Below are 18,677 nucleotides of genomic sequence, written 5' to 3'. Positions count from 1 at the left end.
GTTCCGTTCTTTACGGCCGATTATTGGCTGTTGCTCTTGTTGGCGGCAGCGGGTGCGGGTGCGGCGGCAGTGTCGCTGGAGGCGGCAGCGCTGCTGCTGGCATCCTGGCGATGGCGGTGGCCACCCTTATGAGCGCCGGCGCCGGTGGCATCGGCGCTGCCCGCTGCGGCAGCAGCAGGGCCGCCACGCGACACCGGCTCTACTTTTGCGCCTTCCTTCAGTTTGTCGATGCCGTCGATGACGACGGTTTCGCCAGTGGCGATGCCTTTGTCGATAGCGGTGGATTCGCCTTCGGTCGGACCGGCCGTCACCTGACGGATGGTGACGGTATGGTCCGGCTTGACGACATATACGAAGGTACCCTTGGCGCCACGCTGGATGGCGGCGTTCGGAATCACGATAGCGTCCTTGCGCGTGTCGAGCAGCATGCGGGCGTTGACGAACTGGCTAGGGAACAGGGCGTAGTTGGCGTTGGGCGATTCTGCCTTGAGCTTGACCGTGCCGGTAGTGCTGTCGACCTGGTTGTCGATGGTCAGCAGGTAGCCGCTGTCGAGTTTGTTCTTCTGGTCGCGGTCCCAGACGTCGGTCGGCAGTTTCTTGCCGGCCTGGATCTGCTTCATGACGCTCGGAATATTGTCTTCCGGGATGCTGAATACGGTGGTGATCGGTTGCAGCTGCGTGATGATGACGATGCCGTTGGTGTCGCTGGCGTGCACCACGTTGCCGAGATCGACCTGGCGCAGGCCGAGACGGCCGCCGATAGGCGCCGTGACGCGCGAGTAGGTAAGCTGCAGGCGGGCGCTGTCGAGCGATCCCTGGTCTGATTTGACCGTGCCTTCATATTGTTTGACCAGCGCCGCCTGGGTATCGACCTGCTGGCTGGCGATCGAATCTTGCGCCAGCAAGGTGCGGTAGCGTTTCAAATCGATCTGCGCTGCTTGCAGCAAGGCCGTGTCTTTGGCCAGCTGGCCTTCGGCCTGCGTCACCGCGACCTGGTAAGGACGCGGGTCCAGTTCCGCCAGCAGGGCGCCGGCTTTCACCACTTGACCCTCTTGGAAATGCAGTTTCATCAACTGGCCGTCGACCCGGCTTTTGACCACCGCAGTGGCTTCCGGAGTGACGCTACCCAGGCCGGCAATATAGATATTGATATCGCCGGCTTTGGCGACCGCGACACCGACCGGCAATGGGCCGCCGGCGCCGGCGAATGCACCGCGCTTGCCTCCCCCCTTGCCGCCGCCTTTGCCACTGCCGCTGGCGGCTTGTCCTGTCTGTTCCGGTTTGCCTGCCGCGCCGTCGGCTGCCTGGTGGCCGCGGCCCCAGATCAGATAGGCCGCCAGGGCCAGCACCACGACTGCCGCCAGCCACAGCCAGCCGCGCTGGAATCCGCCCTGGCGTTGATTGGGAAGCAGGGCCGGCCGGGGCTGGCTAGGTTGATCGATTTTTGGAGTCGGAGTAGTAGTCATCGCAGGCAGGAGGTCAGTCAGAGTATGGTCAGGTGCAATGCTTGGATCCGCTGAAATCAGGACTCAGAGGATTGCTGAAATGCAGTTACATGAGTTTAGCGAGTAAATTTTACCGGCGTGTGTATTTATTAGAAATTGTTTCAATTTAATGAACACCGCCAGGCAGTGTAGCGGCAAGCGTTGCGGACGGCAATTGGCGCCGCGCCGGGCGGCAGGAAGGTGGCAAAAGCGCGGCAAATGATGAAGCCGCAGGGCTGCGCGCTGTGATGCGCGCAACGTCTACGGCTTCGCCATTTGCCCGGCCTGGCTGGGCCTGGCTCCCGCTTTCAGTTATGGACGGCTTTCCTGTGCGCCGTCAGGACCGCCGCGGTGGAAGCCGCGATGGCCGAAACGATGCTGTTCCAGGCGCTTGAAGTGTTCGTCGAAGACCTTTTGCTGCACCGGCGTCAGCACGGCGTAGAATTCCTTGACGGCCGCGGTATGCTCGGCCAGACGGGTTTCAGCCCGTTTCAGGAATTCCATTTGATGGTCCAGGCGTTCCGGCGCGCTCAGCTTGGCCCAATCTTCCTTGCTCGGACGCTGTGGCGGTACGGCTGGCTTGACCGGTTTGATTTTGCCGATAAAGGTTTGCCAGGCAGGCTCTTGGGCAGGGGTGATCTTCAGGTCGTCATGCCATTTGGCCTGCATTTTTGCCATGCGGTCGGCGAATTTGGCTTGTTGTTCCGGTGTCGGCGGGCCCTTCTTGGCGCCGTCGGTCTGGGCGTAGGCAGTCAGGCCCATGGCGGCAATGCTCAATGCAGTCACGCCGATCAGTAATTGTTTGCGAAGCTTGAACATGGTGGAGTCCTTCTATGAGTGTGAGTGCAATCTGCACAGTGCGTATTGAAACGCGCCGGTGTGTCGCCGGTTTTTCATAGAGGCCAGGCTTTGTATCCGCGTGTATGGCGTCAAGTTTGCTTTGTATCCTAAAGTGTCGGGACGGGTGGCGGATATGCCAATATACAAATTACTATCGTCTTTGCGGCTCCGCCTTGCCATAATCCTGAAAACGGCAAATACTTGCTGGTAATTTGCCGTCGTTATCTATCGGTTATAGTTTGTCTTGCCGGCATCGTTGCCGATGCCGATGACCGGCATGGATAGCCTTATTTTTGGATTGGCCGTATTTCCGGTCTCACTGCAGCTACTAGGATAATTAAGCATATGGAAACTGCTGCTCATATATTGGTGGTCGACGACGACCACGAAATCCGGACTTTGCTGGCCGAATACCTGGACGCCAACGGCTTCCGCACCCTGATGGCGACCAACGGCAGCGACATGCGCAAAGTGCTGTCGGAAACCCGGGTCGACCTGGTGGTGCTGGATCTCACCCTGCCGGGCGAAGACGGCCTGACGCTATGCCGCAACCTGCGCGCCGACTCGAATATCCCGGTGATCATGCTGACCGCGCGCGGCGAGCCGCTGGACCGCATCCTGGGCCTGGAAATGGGCGCCGACGACTACTTGTCGAAGCCGTTCGAGCCACGCGAGCTGTTTGCCCGCATCCGCAGCGTGTTGCGGCGCACGCAAGCCCTGCCGCCGAACATGGCGTCGCCGGAAGCCCAGCAGATCCAGTTCGGCCACTGGACGCTGGACCTGATCGCGCGCCACCTGGTCAACCACGACGGCCTGGTGGTAGCCTTGTCGGGCGCCGAATATCGCATTCTCAAGGTGTTCCTCGATCATCCGAACCGGGTGCTCAACCGCGACCAGTTGCTGGAGCTGACCCAGGGCCGGGAATCCGATCCTTTCGACCGTTCGGTCGACATCCAGATCAGCCGCCTGCGCCAGAAACTGGGCGACGATGCCCGCACGCCGGTCATCATCAAGACTGTGCGCAACGAAGGCTATGTCCTGGCTACCGCAGTGACAGTCGAGTCGTGATGCGGATGCCAGCGTCCGTTGCGGCTGCCGCGCAGTAGAAAAGGGAATGCCGTCAGTGAGAAATTTCTTTGGCTCGGTAGCGAACCGGGTATTCCTGATCCTGCTGGCCGGGATCCTGGTTGCGGTCGGCAGTACCGGCTGGCTGGCCGACAGCGAGCGGCGCAAGAATTTCAAGGAATGGTACGACTCGCGGATCGCCGACCGCATCGAGCAGATCGTCATTTCAATCGACAATGTCGGTCCTGATACCCGCAACATCGTGCTGCAGACCAGCGAAAAATTCGGCCTCGAGTCAACCCTGGTCAACGAAGCCGAGCCAAAAATCGATGATAATCCGTCGCTGACGGCGGCGATCAAATCCAAGCTGGGCGGCGAACGCCATGTGACTGTGGTCAAGCAGAGGGATTGCAAGCTGCGTGAGCGCAGGGGCCCGGATCCGCGTCATTTCGATGAGTGCCAGGCCGTGTATGTCAGCCTCAAGGACGGCGCCGTCCTGAAGGTCAAGCTGCGCGTCACGCGCCAGCCCGGGGCTCCGGGCGGCGGCCCGCCTGGCATGCCTTTCCCGGCCTTGTATTTTGCCTTGTTCATGCTGCTGATCGGAGTACTGGCGTTTGTGGTCGCCAAGATGACGGCGCGGCCGATCCAGCTGCTGGCGAACGCTGCCGGCGAGCTGGGCAGCGACATCGACCGGCCGCCGCTGGACGAAAGCGGCCCGACCGAAGTGCGGCAAGCAGCGACTGCCTTCAATGCGATGCAGGCGCGCATCAAGCGGCAGATTCAGCATCGCACGCACATGCTGGCGGCGATCACGCATGATTTGCAGACGCCGTTGACGCGCTTGCGGTTGCGCCTGGAAAAAGTGGGCGACGGTGAGTTGCGCCAGAAATTGCTGGAGGACCTGGCGGTCATGCAGAGCATGGTGCGGGAGGGACTGGATCTGGCGCGCAGCATGGATTCGGCGGAGGCGATGCAGAAGCTGGATATCGATTCCTTGCTCGACAGCGTCTGCTCCGATGCGGTGGATGCGCGGCAGGATGTCACGCTGGAGGGACGGACTCGGGCTTCGATCGTGGCACAGCCTAATGCTTTGCGGCGTTGCCTGACCAACCTGGTGGATAACGCGACCAAATATGGCCGTTATGCGCGCTTGCAGCTAGTGCGCGAGGGTTCCGATATCGTGATCCGGATCCGCGATGGCGGGGTGGGAATTCCTGCAGAATTGCTGGAGACGGTGTTCGATCCATTCTTCCGGCTGGAGACTTCGCGTTCGCGGGATACTGGCGGCACCGGCCTGGGGCTGACAATCGCACGCAATATCGCAGAGAATCACCGCGCCACGCTGCAGTTACGGAACCACCCGGCAGGCGGCCTGGAAGTGACCTTACGCTTACCCGCCTTGAACTAAATTCATCCGCTACGCAGTCAAATGGGGTCGGAGTTTTTTTACGACAGTTTTATCGTCGTAAATTACTCAGACCCCATTTGACGTTCCACGGAGTAGATGTCTTGGCATACAAAGAACGGCCTGCGGGTTGATAACGCGGTAGCTACTCCGTGGAAGCTAGCCGGGGGTAGCCCGGCAGCTAGTCACTTTTTCTTGCTTCGCCCCCTCGCCGGGCGCAAGAAAAGTAACCAAAAAGAAGGCGACCGCAAAGCCGTTGCCCTCCCTTCGGTCGGGTCCCCAAATCCATCGCACGCCAGCCGGGTGAGGGGCAAAACTCGCCTTCGGCTCAAACATGCCCCTCACAATTCCCGGCTGACACGCGCCGGATTTGGCAACGTCTTCATGCGGGGTACTTCAAAAGCAGCCCCGACGTCAAAAGCAACAACAACGTCAAAAACCAACGTCAAACCCGCGGCACGCTAGTCAATTGGGGTCAGAGTTTTTTTTCGCGGCCTTTTGCGAAAATTACTCTGACCCCATTTGACGTTCTACGGAGTACGTGCGATGGCATGCTAAGAACGGTTTGTGGCCAGCGCGGTAAGTCAAAAACAAAGGCAACCGCCAAAGTCAAAAACAACACCCACGACATTGCATCTTTTTAGACTATCCCCGTCAGGTAATAAGCCCCAATCACCACAAACACCGCCGCCGTCTTGATCAGCGTCACCACAAAAATATCCTTGTAAGACTGCCGATGCGACAGCCCGGTTACCGCCAGCAGGGTGATCACCGCGCCATTGTGCGGCAAGGTATCCATGCCGCCGCTAGCCATGGCAGCGACGCGATGCAGGACTTCCATGGGAATACCTGCAGCCTGGGCGTTTTCTATGAAAGTGTGAGACATGGCGGCGAGGGCGATGCTGAGGCCGCCCGAGGCAGAGCCGGTGACGCCGGCCAGGGTGGTGACGGTGACGGCTTCGTTGATCAATGGATTGGGGATGCTTTTCAGGGCGTTGGCGATGACCAGGAAACCCGGCAGGCCAGCGATGACGGCACCAAAGCCGTATTCGGAAGCGGTATTCATCGATGCCAGCAACGCGCCGCTGACGGCGGCCTTGCTGCCTTCCGCGAACTTTTCCTTGACGGTTTTAAAGGCGAACAGCAGCACCGAAAAAATCCCGATCAGCAAAGCTGCTTCCACTGCCCAGATCGCTACCACGCCAGATACTTGGGTGACGACCGGCTTGCTGGACCCGGCCAGCGTCATTTCATGGCTGGCGCCATACATCGTCGGAATCCAGCTGGTGAACAATTTGTTCATCACGCCTACCAGCACCAGCGGCAGCAGGGCGATCAGAGGGTGCGGCAACTTGCCGTCGGCGACAGTTTCGGGTTCGTTCAGCAGGTCGCTGCCGTAGCCTTCACCCTTGGCGGCGGCTTTGCGGCGGCACCACTCCAGGTACGCCAGGCCGGTGGCCAGGATGAAGGCGGCGCCGATCACGCCCAGCCAAGGCGCAGCCCAAGTAGTGGTGTTGAAAAAGGTGGTGGGAATGATGTTCTGGATCTGTGGCGTGCCTGGCAGGGAATCCATGGTGAAGGTAAACGCGCCGAGCGCGATGGTGCCGGGAATCAGACGCTTCGGGATGCCGCCCTGGCGAAACATTTCGGCGGCAAACGGATAGACGGCAAACACCACCACGAACAGCGACACGCCCCCGTAAGTCAGCAAGCCGCATACCAATACGATGGAAAGCATGGCGCGCTGCCGTCCGACCACCTGGATGACGCTGGAGACGATCGATTTGGAAAAGCCGGAGAGCTCGATCACCTTGCCGAATACCGCCCCGAGCAGGAACACCGGGAAGTAGAGTTTGACGAAGCCGACCATCTTTTCCATGAAGACGCTGGTGAACATCGGCGCCACCATGGAGGGGTCGGTCAGCAGCACGGCGCCGAGGGCGGCCACCGGCGCAAACAGGATGACACTGTAGCCGCGGTAGGCGACGAACATCAGGAACAGCAAAGCCAGAATAACAACGATGAAACTCATCCTCTATCTCCTTGGGATTGAAGCAGGTCCATGCCGGGGGATTGAATAGTGCCATGAAAAAATGATGACGCGGCATTATCAATATTGTAACTGGAGGAACGGCCTGGCTGCATGCGGCAAAGATGCACTGCCGCGGAATCGCTGGAGGGAGAGTGTGAGGAACCGGCGCGTAAGGAAATATGCGGCCCAGAATGCACAAAGACATGCCGTAGCATGTCTTTGTCTTGGTAACGATCCGCCCGGATCAGTAAGGCGTGTAGTCTGGCGGCGGGCCGTAGTTGCCGCGTTGTTGCGGCGGGTAGTAGTCAGGGGGCACCGAGTACTGTGGCGCTGGCGCATATTGCGGCGGCGCATACTGGCGACGGCTGTTGGCATAGCCGCCGGAAACCGGCACCTGGTTGCCCTTGGCGTACATGCACTGCGTATACACGTTGTTGTACTGGCGTTGCATGCCATAGCTGCTGCCGGCAGCCGAGTTGCCGGCGACCGAGCTGCCTGCCAGCAGGCCGACGCCGCCGCCGATCGCAGCGCCTGCGCCGGCACGGCCGGTTGCCGCGCCGATCAGGGCGCCGGCTGCCGCGCCGATCACGGTGCCTGCGGCGGCAGTGCCGACAGCATTATCTGCTGCCGCCTGCGGCGCATACGGGCCGATACGGTCTTGCGCCGCGCGCTGGCAAACTGCTTCGTCGTTCTGGAACTGTTCATAGCTCTTGCCCGCACCCGGCAGCGCCATCACATTAGGACCGGTCGGCGCCGTGACGCAGCCTGACAGCAGAACGGCCATCGAGACCGCAAATACTTTGGTTGTACTGTTCATTTTTCTTACACCGCCTTATCGAGGTTGAGCTTCATCCGGCAATACTTTCATCCAGCCTTTAGGGCAGCGCGGGACCTGCGGATAATAACCAGCCGGACTAGCGCAGTAATAGGCGTAGTTGGGGGCTTTCTCTATATAGGTTTGCGGTTCGGGCTGAACATAGACCGGAGGCGGCGCGTAATACACCGGCGGCGGTGCGTAGTAAACCGGCGGCGGGCCCCAGTACAGCGGTCCGCCGATGGTGACGCCGAAGCGCGGGCCGTAGAAGCCGCCATGTCCGTAATAGCCGTAAGCAAAGCTGGCCGAACTGGTCGCCATGAGGGCCGCTGCAGCCAGTACCAATAGAGCAATTTTCTTCATGATATATCCCACGCATTTCTCAGTGATTAAATAGTAGACCTGGCAGTTGCAAGGGCCAAAAGGAGTTACTTCTGGTTGCACATGTTGCCTGCCGCTACATGCTTGATACTATTTTAACCCGTTGGCGGCGGCTAGCCGCAACAGGCTTGGGGATGCGGGTAATTGTTGCACTGCGGAATTTATTTTTTGCGCCAGTCCCCTGTCCGTATCGCTGACAGCAAAATTTGCTCGTGAGCTGGGGCCATCCCTGGCCGTGCGCCCATCGACATATCCTATAATCTGCCGATCCACAGCCAGCAAGTCACAGACATGAACCAGCCAACCGCAGAACAGCAATCCTCCCTCCAGGGCGTCAAGGTGATCGAGCTCGGTACCTTGATAGCCGGGCCCTATGCCGCCAGCTTGCTGGGCCAGTTCGGCGCTGAAATCATCAAGATCGAATCGCCCGGCGACGGCGATCCGCTGCGCAAGTGGCGCAAGCTGCATAACGGCACTTCGCTCTGGTGGTATTCGCAAAGCCGCAACAAGAAGTCGCTGACGCTGAACCTGAAATCGGAACAGGGCCAGCAGATCGTGCGCGACCTGGTCAAGGATGCCGATATCGTGATCGAGAACTTCCGCCCCGGCACGCTGGAAGGCTGGGGGCTGGGCTGGGAGCAGTTGTCGAAGATCAATCCGAACCTGATCATGGTGCGGGTATCCGGCTACGGCCAGGACGGTCCTTACCATGCTCGTCCGGGATTTGCTGCGATTGCCGAGTCGATGGGTGGCTTGCGCAACCTGGCCGGTTATCCGGACCGGCCGCCGGTGCGGGTCGGCGTCAGTATCGGCGACACGCTGGCGTCCTTGTATGGCGTGATCGGCGCGCTGCTGGCCATGCATCACCTGAAAGCCAATGGCGGCAAGGGGCAGTTCATCGACATCGCTCTGTATGAAGCGGTGTTCGGCGTGATGGAAAGCCTGATTCCCGAATACGCCGAATTCGGTTTTGTGCGCGAGCGCACCGGCGCGAGTTTTCCCGGCATTTCACCGTCCAGCACCTATCCCTGCCGCAGCGACGAGCGGGGCGAACATTATGTGATCATCGCCGGCAATGGCGACAGCATCTTCAAGCGCCTGATGCAGGCCATCGGCCGCAGCGACCTGGCCGAAGATCCGCGCCTGGCGCGCAATGACGGCCGCGCGCAGAATAACGACATGCTGGACGCCGCCATCAGCGCCTGGACTTCGCAGCATGCGCTGGAGCATGTGCTGCAAGTGCTGGAACAGGCGGAAGTACCGAGCAGCAAAGTGTATACCGCTGCAGACATCCACCAGGACCCGCATTTCCGCGCGCGCGACATGATCCAGCAGCATATGCTGCCGGATGGCCAGCCGATTGACCTGCCTGGCATCGTGCCGAAGCTGTCGGCGACGCCGGGCCAGACTAACTGGGTTGGCCCGGAACTGGGCCAGCATACCGTTGAAATACTGGCCGGCATCGGCAGGAGCCCCGAGCAGATCGCCGCGCTGCGAGAGCAGGGCGTGATCTGAGCCAGGTCGGGGGAAGCGTTACTTCATCATCCAGCCGCGCCGGATCAGTGGCGCAAACAGGCAGCCGTAGATGGCGGAAGCGCAGCGAAACAGCGCTGGCATGAACCAGGGCGCGCAGCGGTAGCAGACGATCGCGCTGACCGCCGAGACCAAGGCGGCGCCCGCCATGTCGAACGGATAGTGGACGCCCAGATACATGCGCGACCACGCCATCGGCAAGCCGAGCAAAGCATACGCCACACCGATGGCGCGCAAGCGTTTGTGCAGCAGGAAGCTGAAGGCGACGCTCCATTGCAGCGTCAGGTGATCGCTGGGAAACGAGGAGTCCGGGCTGTGCGCCAGGAAATTAGTGCCAAGACCGATCGCGAAAGGACGCGGATGCTGCCACAAGGCGCCGATCAGCATGCTGATCGCGAGACCGGCGATGGCAGCCACGACCGCTTCCAGCATCAGCTTGCGGGTAGCCTCCGAGCCGCGCAGCCAGCCGGCCAGCAGCGAAACCGGAATCAGGTAGATCAGCATCTCGGCGAAAAACATTGCCGCATTCAAGGTGAGCGGGTTGGGATGGGCGCTGGCATTGATCAGCAGAAACAGCGATTGATTGAATTCTTCCATGGGGCCTTTAAGCTTGGATAACTGGCGGGATGTTGCTGCGGACAGCGTTCAATTGGGTGGTTTGAGACAAACTGACAACAGGATAGTTGCAAATACTTAGCGCTTGCTGAGGAGGCGGACTGGGGCGTCCGGCAGGGGAGAGGCGGATTTATTGGCAGCAATAAGTTGCTGCCAATAAAAAAGCCGGCAAGACACTGGTCCTTGCCGGCTTCAAGCTTTACTGCGATCCCGGCGATGACACCGGGTTGGTACAAGATCAGAAGCGGGTGCGCATGCCCACGGCAAATTCAGTCTGGTTCTTGAAGCCGTTGGCCGAACCGACGCGATAGCCGTCGCTAAGTTTCATATAGTCGGCAGCCACATACAGTTCAGTGCGCTTCGACAGATGGTAGAAGCTCGAGCCGTACAGGGTTTTCTTGTTGCCGCTGCCGGTGGCGGTCGAGCCGCTGGCGTCGGCGTAGGCGTTCAAGGTGCTGGTGCCGGCTGCATTGTAAGCAGCATTGTCGGCTTTCATCACTTGATAACCGATTTCATAGTCGAAGGAACCTTGCGGCGTAAACTTGGCCGATACGGTATACGCATTGTCCTTGCGCTGGCCCAGTGCACCCTGTTCCGCCGTATAGTGGAAGTAGCCGGCGTTCAAGCGCACCAGATCGAAAATGTAGCTGCCGCCGAGCGAGTAGGATTTGTGTTTTTCCAGGCTGGAATCAATGCCGTTGCCAACGTCGGCCTGATTGATAAAGGCGGAAACGACGAAGTTGGAACCGTTGTAGCCGATCGCCGCAGATTTGGTCGTGTTGCGCGCGAACTGGCCTGCGGTTTCGCCAAACTGGTAGCCGAGGCCGGCCACCACGCCGTTGCTGAAGACTTTCTTCCACACCAGGCCATTGTCGTAACGCGTGCCGGTGGCGCTGCCCGAGTAGAAAATCAATTGCTTGAAGTTGTTATTGTTGGTGTAGCCGCCTTCTTCCAGGCCGAGCTTGGAGCCGTAGGCATCACCGTAGACTTGGGAAAAATCGCGCGCCAATGTGTTTTGGCGGCCCAGTGTGATCTGGCCGAAAGTCTGGTCTTGCAGGCCGACCCAGGCGTCGCGGTTGAACAGCACGCCCGGCGTATCCATTTCACCGGTGCCGACCACGAACTCCGCTTCCAGCTTGAAAATGGCTTTCATGCCGGCGCCCAGATCTTCGGCGCCGCGGAAGCCGATGCGGTTGCCGCTGAACCACGCAACCGGAATACCAGTCAGGCGGTCGCCGTTGCTGTCAGCGTGGTTCACGGTGCTGATGGTGGCGTCGATCAGGCCGTAGATGGTGACATTCGATTGGGCTTGGGCAGCGCTTACGGATCCCAGGCTCGCGAGGGCGGCCAGCGCCAGCAGCGATTTTTTCATTTTTGTCTCCAGATATTTATAGTTTGGTTTGCCGATCGCGTGGATCGGTCCGCAGACTATAAAATTCGCAAGCTTACTAACTGCTTTCAGAGCGCAAATCAGCGCAGCACGGCTGTGGAAACTGCGCCACAGCAGGCGTCAAATAAATCCTGGATTTGAAAGCTGGCCGTAAGCTTTCCTGGGGAAGGGTTTTACTGCGCCGCCGGGGCGCCGCCGGGTAGGGGCGGAAAGCTGACCGTCACCAGCAGGCCGCTGCCGCAGGCTGGTGTCGACAAAGTGACTTCAGCTTTGCTGGCTGCGGCGATTTCGCGCACGATCGCCAGCCCCAGTCCGCTGCCGTCGGAGCTTTCTTCATGTAGCCGGTAGAAGCGTTCGAAAACCCGTCCGCGTTCGGCCTCTGGAATGCCGGGGCCGTTGTCTTCCACCTTTAGCAGCGTGCCGTGCTCGCTGCTGTCGACCGCAACCGTCACGATGCCGCCGGCTGGCGTATAGCGCAGCGCATTGTCGAGCAGGTTGGCCACCAGCTCTTCCAGCATGACCGGCGTCGCTCGCACCATGACCGGATTGGCGCAGAATTCGAAGCCGAGGTCGATGCGCTTGCTTTGCGCTACGGTGGCCTGTTCTTCGATGACTCTTTGCACAACCTCGATCAGGTTGACGTCGCTCTGGCGCAGCGGATGGCCGATGCCGGTTTCGGCGTTGGACAGGGTCAGCAGCTGGTTCACCAGCCGGATGCCGTGCTGTATGCCCTTGTTGATCGCGCGCAGCGCGGCGTCCTTGCCGGCGCTGTCGTCGCTGCGCAGGCCATAGTTGACCTGGGTGTTGAGCACCGCCAGCGGCGTGCGCAACTGGTGCGAGGCATTGGCCAGGAAACGGCCCTGCGCCGACATGTGCTCGTCCAGCCGCTGCACATAATCATTGATGGCATGCACCAGCGGCGCCAGTTCGGTAGGCACCGGCGCGGCGTCCAATTCTTCCAGCGCGCCCGGCTTGCGGCGCTGTACGCGGTCGCGCAGGCGCATCAGCGGCGCCAGTCCATGGCGCAGGCCGAGCAACAGCAAAAGACCGACCAGCAGCAGGATGGCCAGCTGTTGCTGCACCGTGTGCTCCCACATGCGGTCCGACAGGATCTTGTAGGAATGCTGGGTTTGCGCGACTTCGATCATGACCGGCGCGCGCTCCGGATTGCCTAGCACCTGTTGAAAAAAAGCGACGATGCGTACCGGTTCGCCGCGGAAGTTGGCGTTGAAATAGACCGCCTCTTCATTACGGTTGGATTTCGGTGGCGCCGGCAGGTCGGGTTGCCCCGCCAGCAGTGCGCCATGCGAGGTCACCACGCGATAATAGATCAGGTCGTGGGCATCTGACTGGAACAGTTCCAGCGCCGCCGGCGGAATGGTTGCCTGTAGCGCCTCGTCTTCATAGCGTATCTGTTCAGCGATGATGCGCGCCGAACCCAGCAGCATGCGGTCATGCACCACGGTCGCCATTTCGATGGCGTTGTTATAGGTAACCCAGGCGTTGAAGCAGACGAACAGCACCAGCGGCACCAGCAGCCACAGCAGCAGCTGGCTGCGCAGGCTGTTAAACTGCATGCTGGTGCTGCAGCAGGTAGCCGAGTCCGCGCAAGGTGATGATGGCGGCGTCGCCATGTTCCAGCTTCTTGCGGATACGGTGGATATAGACTTCGATGGCGTCTTGCGATACTTCTTCATCCATCGCGTACAAGCTCTCGGCCAGGGCTTGCTTGCTGACGGTCTTGCCCATTTTCATGATCAGCGTTTCCAGCACTGCGTGCTCGCGCCGGGTCAGGGTGAGCGGCACGCCGTCCACGGAAAAGATCAGGCTGTTGCTGTCATAGCTGAGCGAGCCGCATTGCAGGATCGGGTTCTTTTGCTGGTTGGCGCGCCGCAGCAGGGCGCGGATGCGTGCCTCCAACTCGTGCACGTCGAAGGGTTTGGCCATGTAGTCGTCGGCGCCGCTGTCGAGGCCGCCGATGCGGCCCTCGACCGAACTGTTGGCGGTCAGGATCAGCACAGGTACATTGTTGTGCCGCGCGCGCAGCCGCCTTAGCACTTCGCTGCCCTGCAGCTTGGGCAGGGAAAGGTCGAGGATCACCAGTTCATATTGCTGCGTCAGCAGCAGGTGATCGGCATCGGCGCCGTTATAGACGCAGTCGACCGCGTATTTGTTACGGTGCAGCGTCAGCGTCAGCCATTCAGATAATGGCCGGTTGTCTTCTACCAGTAAAATTCGCATATTCGTTTCCGGTAAGGGATGCCGCATGTTTATTGCCATGCGATGACGCGAATTATAAGTCCGCAATTGCGGCCGTAGCGCATGCATTCCGGCAGATTGGCGTTATAGCGCGATTCCAGGTATTTTCAATTGCTCGCTCGAAATGCTGCATGTTAGTATTGGTCCAGCCAATAGACCTTTTGGGTGGCGCACACCAATGGCTACCGCACGACTGCGTTGGATTACTGGCTTGCCATGCAAGGCGGGAGCGTTCTGTATTGATTGTCGGAGGAGGGGTGACAGGTAATGGATCTTGATAACGGCGGCTGCATGCGCATCGACGCCCACCAGCATTTCTGGCTGCTGTCCAACCGGGCGGGGCAGTGGCCGCCGGCCGAGCTGACGGCTATCCATCGCGATTTCCTGCCGCCCGACCTGGCGCCATTGCTGCAGCAATACGGCATAGGCGGCAGCGTGCTGGTGCAATCCTTGCCGAGCATGAGCGACACCTTGTTCATGCTAGGCCTGGCGGAACAGAACCCGTTCATCCGCGCCGTGGTCGGCTGGACCGATTTGAAATCGGCGCATGCCGCGCAGCAGATCGCTGTGCTGGCGAGTCATTCGAAAATGCGCGGCCTGCGGCCCATGCTGCCGGACCTCGCTGACGACTGGATCGCCGATCCGCTGCTGGCGCCGGCCGTCGCCGCGATGCAGCGCCATCGGCTGAGCCTGGATGCGCTGGTCTTGCCGCGGCATTTGCCGGCCTTGCTGGCATTTGCCAAGCGCTACCCGGAGCTGCCGCTGGTGATCGACCATGCCGCCAAACCGCATATCGCTGCCGCCCAGATAGAACCGTGGCGGACGCTGATCAGCCAGCTGGCAGCCTTGCCGCAGGTGTACTGCAAATTATCCGGGCTGGTGACGGAAGCTGCCGCCGACTGGCAGATTGCGCAGCTCCAGCCCTATGCGGCGCACGTGCTGGAGGTATTCGGGTCGGAGCGGGTGATATGGGGCAGCGATTGGCCGGTGCTCAACCTGGCGGCCGATTACGGCCGCTGGCTGGATGCCAGCGAGGCGCTGCTGGCAAAGCTGGACCCCCGGCAGAAGCAGCAGGTCATGGGCGCTAACGCACAGCGCTTTTACCGCTTGTAGCGAAGTGGCTGGCTAACGCAGGAACACCTTGTTCATGATCTGCGTCACCGGATAGGCCACCATGGTCTGCACTGCCGGCGGCAGGTCCAGCGGCCGCATGATCATCTTGATGGTCATGTCAGCAGAGAGGTGAGCGCGGATGGTGGTGTTCATCTTGCTGTGGATGCGCTCCAGCGTGGCTTCGTCGCCGGCGTGCGCGGGCGACCTGGTGCCGAGCACGTGGCGCAGGGCGCAGGCGGCGTCTTCGTTCTTCATTTCCATGGTGCGGCGGCGCAGGGCGCCGAAGATGCGGTGCCGGCGCAGGCCCTCGTTCTGGCGGAAGCGCCGGAAGTAGCGGAAGAAATGCTTGTAGTGGTTCACTTCGTCCTTGGCGATGCGCGACGCCAGGTCTTTCAAGACCGGCTCGCTGGTGCTGCGCGAGAGCGCGCCGTAGAAAGTGGCGGTGCCGGCTTCCACCACGCAGCGCGCCACCATTTCCAGCCCCTTGCTGGGCTCCAGCAGTTCAACCTTGCAATAGCTCGAATACTCGCTCAGGAAATTGGCGTAGGCGACCGGCCAGTCGAATTCCGGCCAGATATGTTCGACGTAGGCGCGCAGCGCCTGACCGTGCTGCAGTTCTTCGACTTCCCATTGTTCGCGCAGCCAGCTGGAAATTTCCGGCTCGTCGCCGTAATAATCCACCAGGTTCTGTGTGTAGAGATCTGAACCGCTCTCTACAAACGAGGCGCAGGTGACCAGGTAGAACAGGTTTTCATCGGGACGGACTTGCGCGATATCGATTTTTGAAAAATCCAGATCGGCGATTTTCCAATGCGTACTCTCTTCGCGACCTTTATGCATGATCAATCTCTCCAGGTGGTTGTGACTGATAATCAGGTATGACGCATTCCTCGGGAATAGGTTCAAGGTACACGATTTTTCAGCAATGTGCGTATTTCCGCCACGTGCTAGGATTATCCTTATTTGCAGGAGGTGAATGTATGAGCGATCAAAGCAGCCAGAACGTCGAATATCGCGGCTATGTGATTACGCCGAAACCGGTCCAGGGGCATGACGACCTGTGGCACGACGGCTACCAGATATTCAAGGGCGGCGCCAGCGTCTCCAGCCGCACCAATACCGAAAGCGCCCACAGCACCTTGCATGCGGCCTACGACAGCAGCGTCGAGTTTGCCAAGATCGAGGTCGACAACCTGGTCGCCCTGACCGGATAAGGCCGCGGCGGCTGCGCCGCGCATTGTTTGTCTGCTTGTGGATATTTTATAAATAAATTATAAAAACTGCTTATGCGACCAGCCTTGTCCTTGCCCACTCCCTTTGCGCTGGCCTTGCTGGCCGTACTCGCAAGCGCGCCCGTTTACTCCCGCGAGCCCGCTGCGCTGCCTGCGGTGAGCCAGGTTTTCCATGCCGCCGGTTTGAAAAAGCCGGCGGAAATATTGGTCGATCAATGGGGTGTGCCGCACATATACGCTGCGAATCAGGACGATGTCTTTTTCGCCCAGGGCTTCAATGCCGCGCGCGACCGCCTGTTCCAGATCGATTTATGGCGCCGCCGCGGCCTCGGCCAGCTGGCCCAGGTGTTCGGGCCGGCCTATGTGCAGCAAGACCGCGCTACCCGCTTGTTCCTGTACCGCGGCGACATGCAGCGCGAGTGGCAATCCTACGGTCCGCATGCGCAGCAGGTGGCGACGGCGTTCGTGGCCGGCATCAATGCCTATGTCGACTACCTCAAGGCCAATCCGGACAAGCTGCCTTTCGAATTCAAGAAACTCGGCTATGCGCCGGCCAGATGGCTGGCGGAAGACGTGGTGCGCATCCGCAGCCATGGCCTGACGCGCAACCTGGAGAGCGAAGTGGCGCGCGCCAATGTCGCCTGCAAGGCTGGCCTCAAGTCCGATGAAATCCGCATCGGACTGACGCCGCCGTGGCAAACCACGCTGCCGGAAGGCCTCGATCCCTGCCTGCCCAAGGATTTGCTGAATGTGTTCAAGCTGGCGACCCAGGGCGTGAAGATCAGCAAGGACAGCCTGGCGGCAGGCAGCAACAGCGATGCCGTCGTCATGGCGGCCGCGGAAAATCCGGAAGAAGTCACCGAGGGCAGCAACAACTGGGTGGTGGCGCCGGCCAAATCCGCCACCGGCCGCGCCATCATGGCCAACGACCCGCACCGCGCCTACTCGACGCCGTCGTTGCGCTACATCGCCCATCTCCATGCCCCGGGGCTGGACGTGATCGGCGCCGGCGAACCGGCGCTGCCGGGAATTTCGATCGGCCATAACGGCAAGGTCGCTTTCGGCCTGACGATTTTCAATATCGACCAGGAAGATTTATACGTTTACGAACTCAATCCGGAGCATGAAAGCCAGTATAAATACCAGGGTAAGTGGGAGCCTTTCAATATCATCAAGGAACAGATCGAGGTCAAGGGCGCGGCGCCGGTCGAGGTCGAACTGACCTTCAGCCGGCACGGCCCGGTGATCTTTGTCGAACCCGGCAAGAACCGCGCTTTCGCAGTGCGTTCCGGCTGGCTGCAGCCAGGCATGTCGCCTTATTTCGGCAGCATCGAATACATGCGCGCCACCAGCTTCGCTCAGTTCAAGCAGGCCTTGCTGCATTGGGGTGCGCCGACCGAGAACCAGGTCTATGCCGACACCAAGGGCAATATCGGCTGGGTTCCGGGCGGGCTGGCGCCGATCAGGCCCAACTGGGACGGCTTGCTGCCGGTGCCGGGCGACGGCCGCTATGAGTGGGCCGGTTTCTGGTCCGGCGACCAGCTGCCTTCCAGCTACAATCCGAAGCAAGGCTGGTTCGCCTCGGCCAACCAGATGAACCTGCCGGCCGGCTATCCCTACCGTGAGCGCAAGCTGGGTTTCGAGTGGACCAACAACGCGCGCTTCACCCGCATCAGCGAAGTGCTGTCCTCGCTGCATAAAGTCTCGCTGGAAGATTCCATGCGCCTGCAAAACGACGATCTCTCGATACCGGCGCGGCGCCTGGTGGCTTTGCTCAAGCCCTTGTCCTCCAGCGATGCACAGACGCAGGCGGCGCTCAAGCTGCTGAGCGGATGGGATGCAGTGGAACGCGCCGATTCGGCGCAGGCCGCCTTGTTCGAGGTCTGGCTATCGCGCCATCTGGGCAGGGATTTCAAGGCTGCCGTGCTGAGTCCGGCAGCCGCCGAGGCCATGGGTGCGCCGGATACCGCGGTGCTGCTGGATACACTGGAGCAGCCGCAAACACGCTTCGGCCAGGACGCCGTGCAAAAGCGCAATCAGGTTTTGCTGGCCAGCCTGACGGCGGCCTATGCCGAAATGGAAAAACTGCAAGGCAGCGACAGCGCTCAATGGCAATGGGGCAAGCTGCACCACAACCTGATGGAACACCCGCTGGCGGCGGCGGTGGATGACGCCACGCGCGCCAAGCTGAATGTCGGACCGATGCCGACCCATGGCGGCGCCTATTCGCCCAACCAGTCGACTTACCGCAGCAGCGATTTCTTGCAGACCAACGGTCCCTCGTTCCGGGTGGTGGTCGATGTCGGCAACTGGGATAACTCGCGCGCGGTCAATTCGCCCGGACAGTCGGGCGATCCGGACAGCCCGCACTATCGCGACCTGGCCGATAAATGGCTGAAGGGTGAATATTTCCCGCTGCTGTATTCGCGTGCAGCGGTGGAGAAGGCTGCGGTCGAGCGGATCAGCCTGCAACCGGAAAATTGACTCCGGCCCGGGGCTGCTCCTCTGGACCGT

At 60.4% G+C, this 18,677-nt stretch carries 16 protein-coding genes; 6 read left to right on the top strand and 10 right to left on the bottom strand.

Features of this window, described 5'->3' with window-relative positions; translation table 11 throughout:
• Positions 1-20: 20 nt before the first annotated feature.
• Positions 21-1,466, bottom strand: a complete 1,446-nt coding sequence (locus CPter91_RS17980; protein ID WP_061942579.1) for an MdtA/MuxA family multidrug efflux RND transporter periplasmic adaptor subunit — start codon at positions 1,464-1,466, stop codon at positions 21-23.
• A gap of 330 nt (positions 1,467-1,796) precedes the next feature.
• Complete coding sequence (locus tag CPter91_RS17975; RefSeq protein WP_061942577.1) at positions 1,797-2,303, bottom strand: Spy/CpxP family protein refolding chaperone; 507 nt, start codon at positions 2,301-2,303, stop codon at positions 1,797-1,799.
• A gap of 366 nt (positions 2,304-2,669) precedes the next feature.
• Between CPter91_RS17975 and CPter91_RS17970 the strand changes: the two genes are divergently transcribed.
• Positions 2,670-3,392, top strand: a complete 723-nt coding sequence (locus tag CPter91_RS17970) for a response regulator (RefSeq protein ID WP_197481594.1) — start codon at positions 2,670-2,672, stop codon at positions 3,390-3,392.
• A gap of 46 nt (positions 3,393-3,438) precedes the next feature.
• Positions 3,439-4,797, top strand: coding sequence for an ATP-binding protein (locus CPter91_RS17965; RefSeq protein WP_061942574.1), 1,359 nt, complete (start codon positions 3,439-3,441; stop codon positions 4,795-4,797).
• A 637-nt stretch (positions 4,798-5,434) separates the two neighbouring features.
• On the opposite strand, the gene CPter91_RS17960 is transcribed toward CPter91_RS17965, so the two are convergent.
• The 3 genes from CPter91_RS17960 to CPter91_RS17950 form a co-directional block, all read right to left on the bottom strand.
• On the bottom strand, positions 5,435-6,826 hold the full coding sequence (locus CPter91_RS17960) for a GntP family permease (protein WP_061942572.1): 1,392 nt from the start codon (positions 6,824-6,826) through the stop codon (positions 5,435-5,437).
• A gap of 244 nt (positions 6,827-7,070) precedes the next feature.
• On the bottom strand, positions 7,071-7,643 hold the full coding sequence (locus tag CPter91_RS17955; RefSeq protein ID WP_061942570.1) for a glycine zipper family protein: 573 nt from the start codon (positions 7,641-7,643) through the stop codon (positions 7,071-7,073).
• 15 nt (positions 7,644-7,658) lie between these two features.
• Entirely contained in the window at positions 7,659-8,003 is a 345-nt protein-coding gene (locus CPter91_RS17950) for a hypothetical protein (RefSeq protein WP_061942569.1), read from the bottom strand.
• A 309-nt stretch (positions 8,004-8,312) separates the two neighbouring features.
• Between CPter91_RS17950 and CPter91_RS17945 the strand changes: the two genes are divergently transcribed.
• Positions 8,313-9,536: a CaiB/BaiF CoA transferase family protein gene (locus tag CPter91_RS17945; RefSeq protein WP_061942567.1), complete on the top strand. Its 1,224-nt coding sequence runs from the start codon at positions 8,313-8,315 to the stop codon at positions 9,534-9,536.
• A gap of 18 nt (positions 9,537-9,554) precedes the next feature.
• Here the strand turns inward: CPter91_RS17945 and CPter91_RS17940 are convergent, their stop codons facing one another.
• The 4 genes from CPter91_RS17940 to CPter91_RS17925 all read right to left on the bottom strand — a co-directional run bounded on the left by CPter91_RS17940 (position 9,555) and on the right by CPter91_RS17925 (position 13,800).
• Positions 9,555-10,151 (bottom strand): undecaprenyl-diphosphatase, encoded by a 597-nt coding sequence (locus CPter91_RS17940; RefSeq protein WP_061942565.1) that lies wholly within the window; start codon positions 10,149-10,151, stop codon positions 9,555-9,557.
• A 256-nt stretch (positions 10,152-10,407) separates the two neighbouring features.
• The gene (locus tag CPter91_RS17935; protein WP_061942563.1) at positions 10,408-11,541 is read right to left on the bottom strand and encodes a porin; all 1,134 of its coding nucleotides are present in this window, start codon (positions 11,539-11,541) and stop codon (positions 10,408-10,410) included.
• Between the two features lie 191 nt (positions 11,542-11,732).
• Positions 11,733-13,136, bottom strand: a complete 1,404-nt coding sequence (locus tag CPter91_RS17930; protein ID WP_061942562.1) for a sensor histidine kinase — start codon at positions 13,134-13,136, stop codon at positions 11,733-11,735.
• Positions 13,126-13,800 (bottom strand): response regulator, encoded by a 675-nt coding sequence (locus CPter91_RS17925; protein ID WP_061942559.1) that lies wholly within the window; start codon positions 13,798-13,800, stop codon positions 13,126-13,128. Before CPter91_RS17925 ends, CPter91_RS17930 begins: the two co-directional genes overlap by 11 nt.
• A 285-nt stretch (positions 13,801-14,085) precedes the next feature.
• On the opposite strand from CPter91_RS17925, the gene CPter91_RS17920 reads away from it, so the two are divergent.
• Positions 14,086-14,931, top strand: coding sequence for an amidohydrolase family protein (locus tag CPter91_RS17920; RefSeq protein ID WP_236905850.1), 846 nt, complete (start codon positions 14,086-14,088; stop codon positions 14,929-14,931).
• A 12-nt stretch (positions 14,932-14,943) separates the two neighbouring features.
• Here CPter91_RS17920 and CPter91_RS17915 read toward each other — a convergent pair whose 3' ends face one another.
• Positions 14,944-15,771, bottom strand: coding sequence for a ferritin-like domain-containing protein (locus CPter91_RS17915; protein ID WP_061942557.1), 828 nt, complete (start codon positions 15,769-15,771; stop codon positions 14,944-14,946).
• A 140-nt stretch (positions 15,772-15,911) separates the two neighbouring features.
• Here CPter91_RS17915 and CPter91_RS17910 point away from each other — a divergent pair, with 140 nt between their 5' ends.
• Positions 15,912-16,145 (top strand): hypothetical protein, encoded by a 234-nt coding sequence (locus CPter91_RS17910; RefSeq protein ID WP_061942555.1) that lies wholly within the window; start codon positions 15,912-15,914, stop codon positions 16,143-16,145.
• Positions 16,146-16,217: 72 nt separating this feature from the next.
• A complete protein-coding gene (locus CPter91_RS17905; RefSeq protein ID WP_061942554.1) occupies positions 16,218-18,647 on the top strand; it encodes a penicillin acylase family protein in 2,430 nt (809 codons plus the stop codon).
• Positions 18,648-18,677: the final 30 nt, after the last annotated feature.

Source organism: Collimonas pratensis, from assembly GCF_001584185.1.
Taxonomy (GTDB): Bacteria; Pseudomonadota; Gammaproteobacteria; order Burkholderiales; family Burkholderiaceae_D; genus Collimonas; species Collimonas pratensis.
This window is presented reverse-complemented; position numbering and strand designations above follow the sequence as displayed.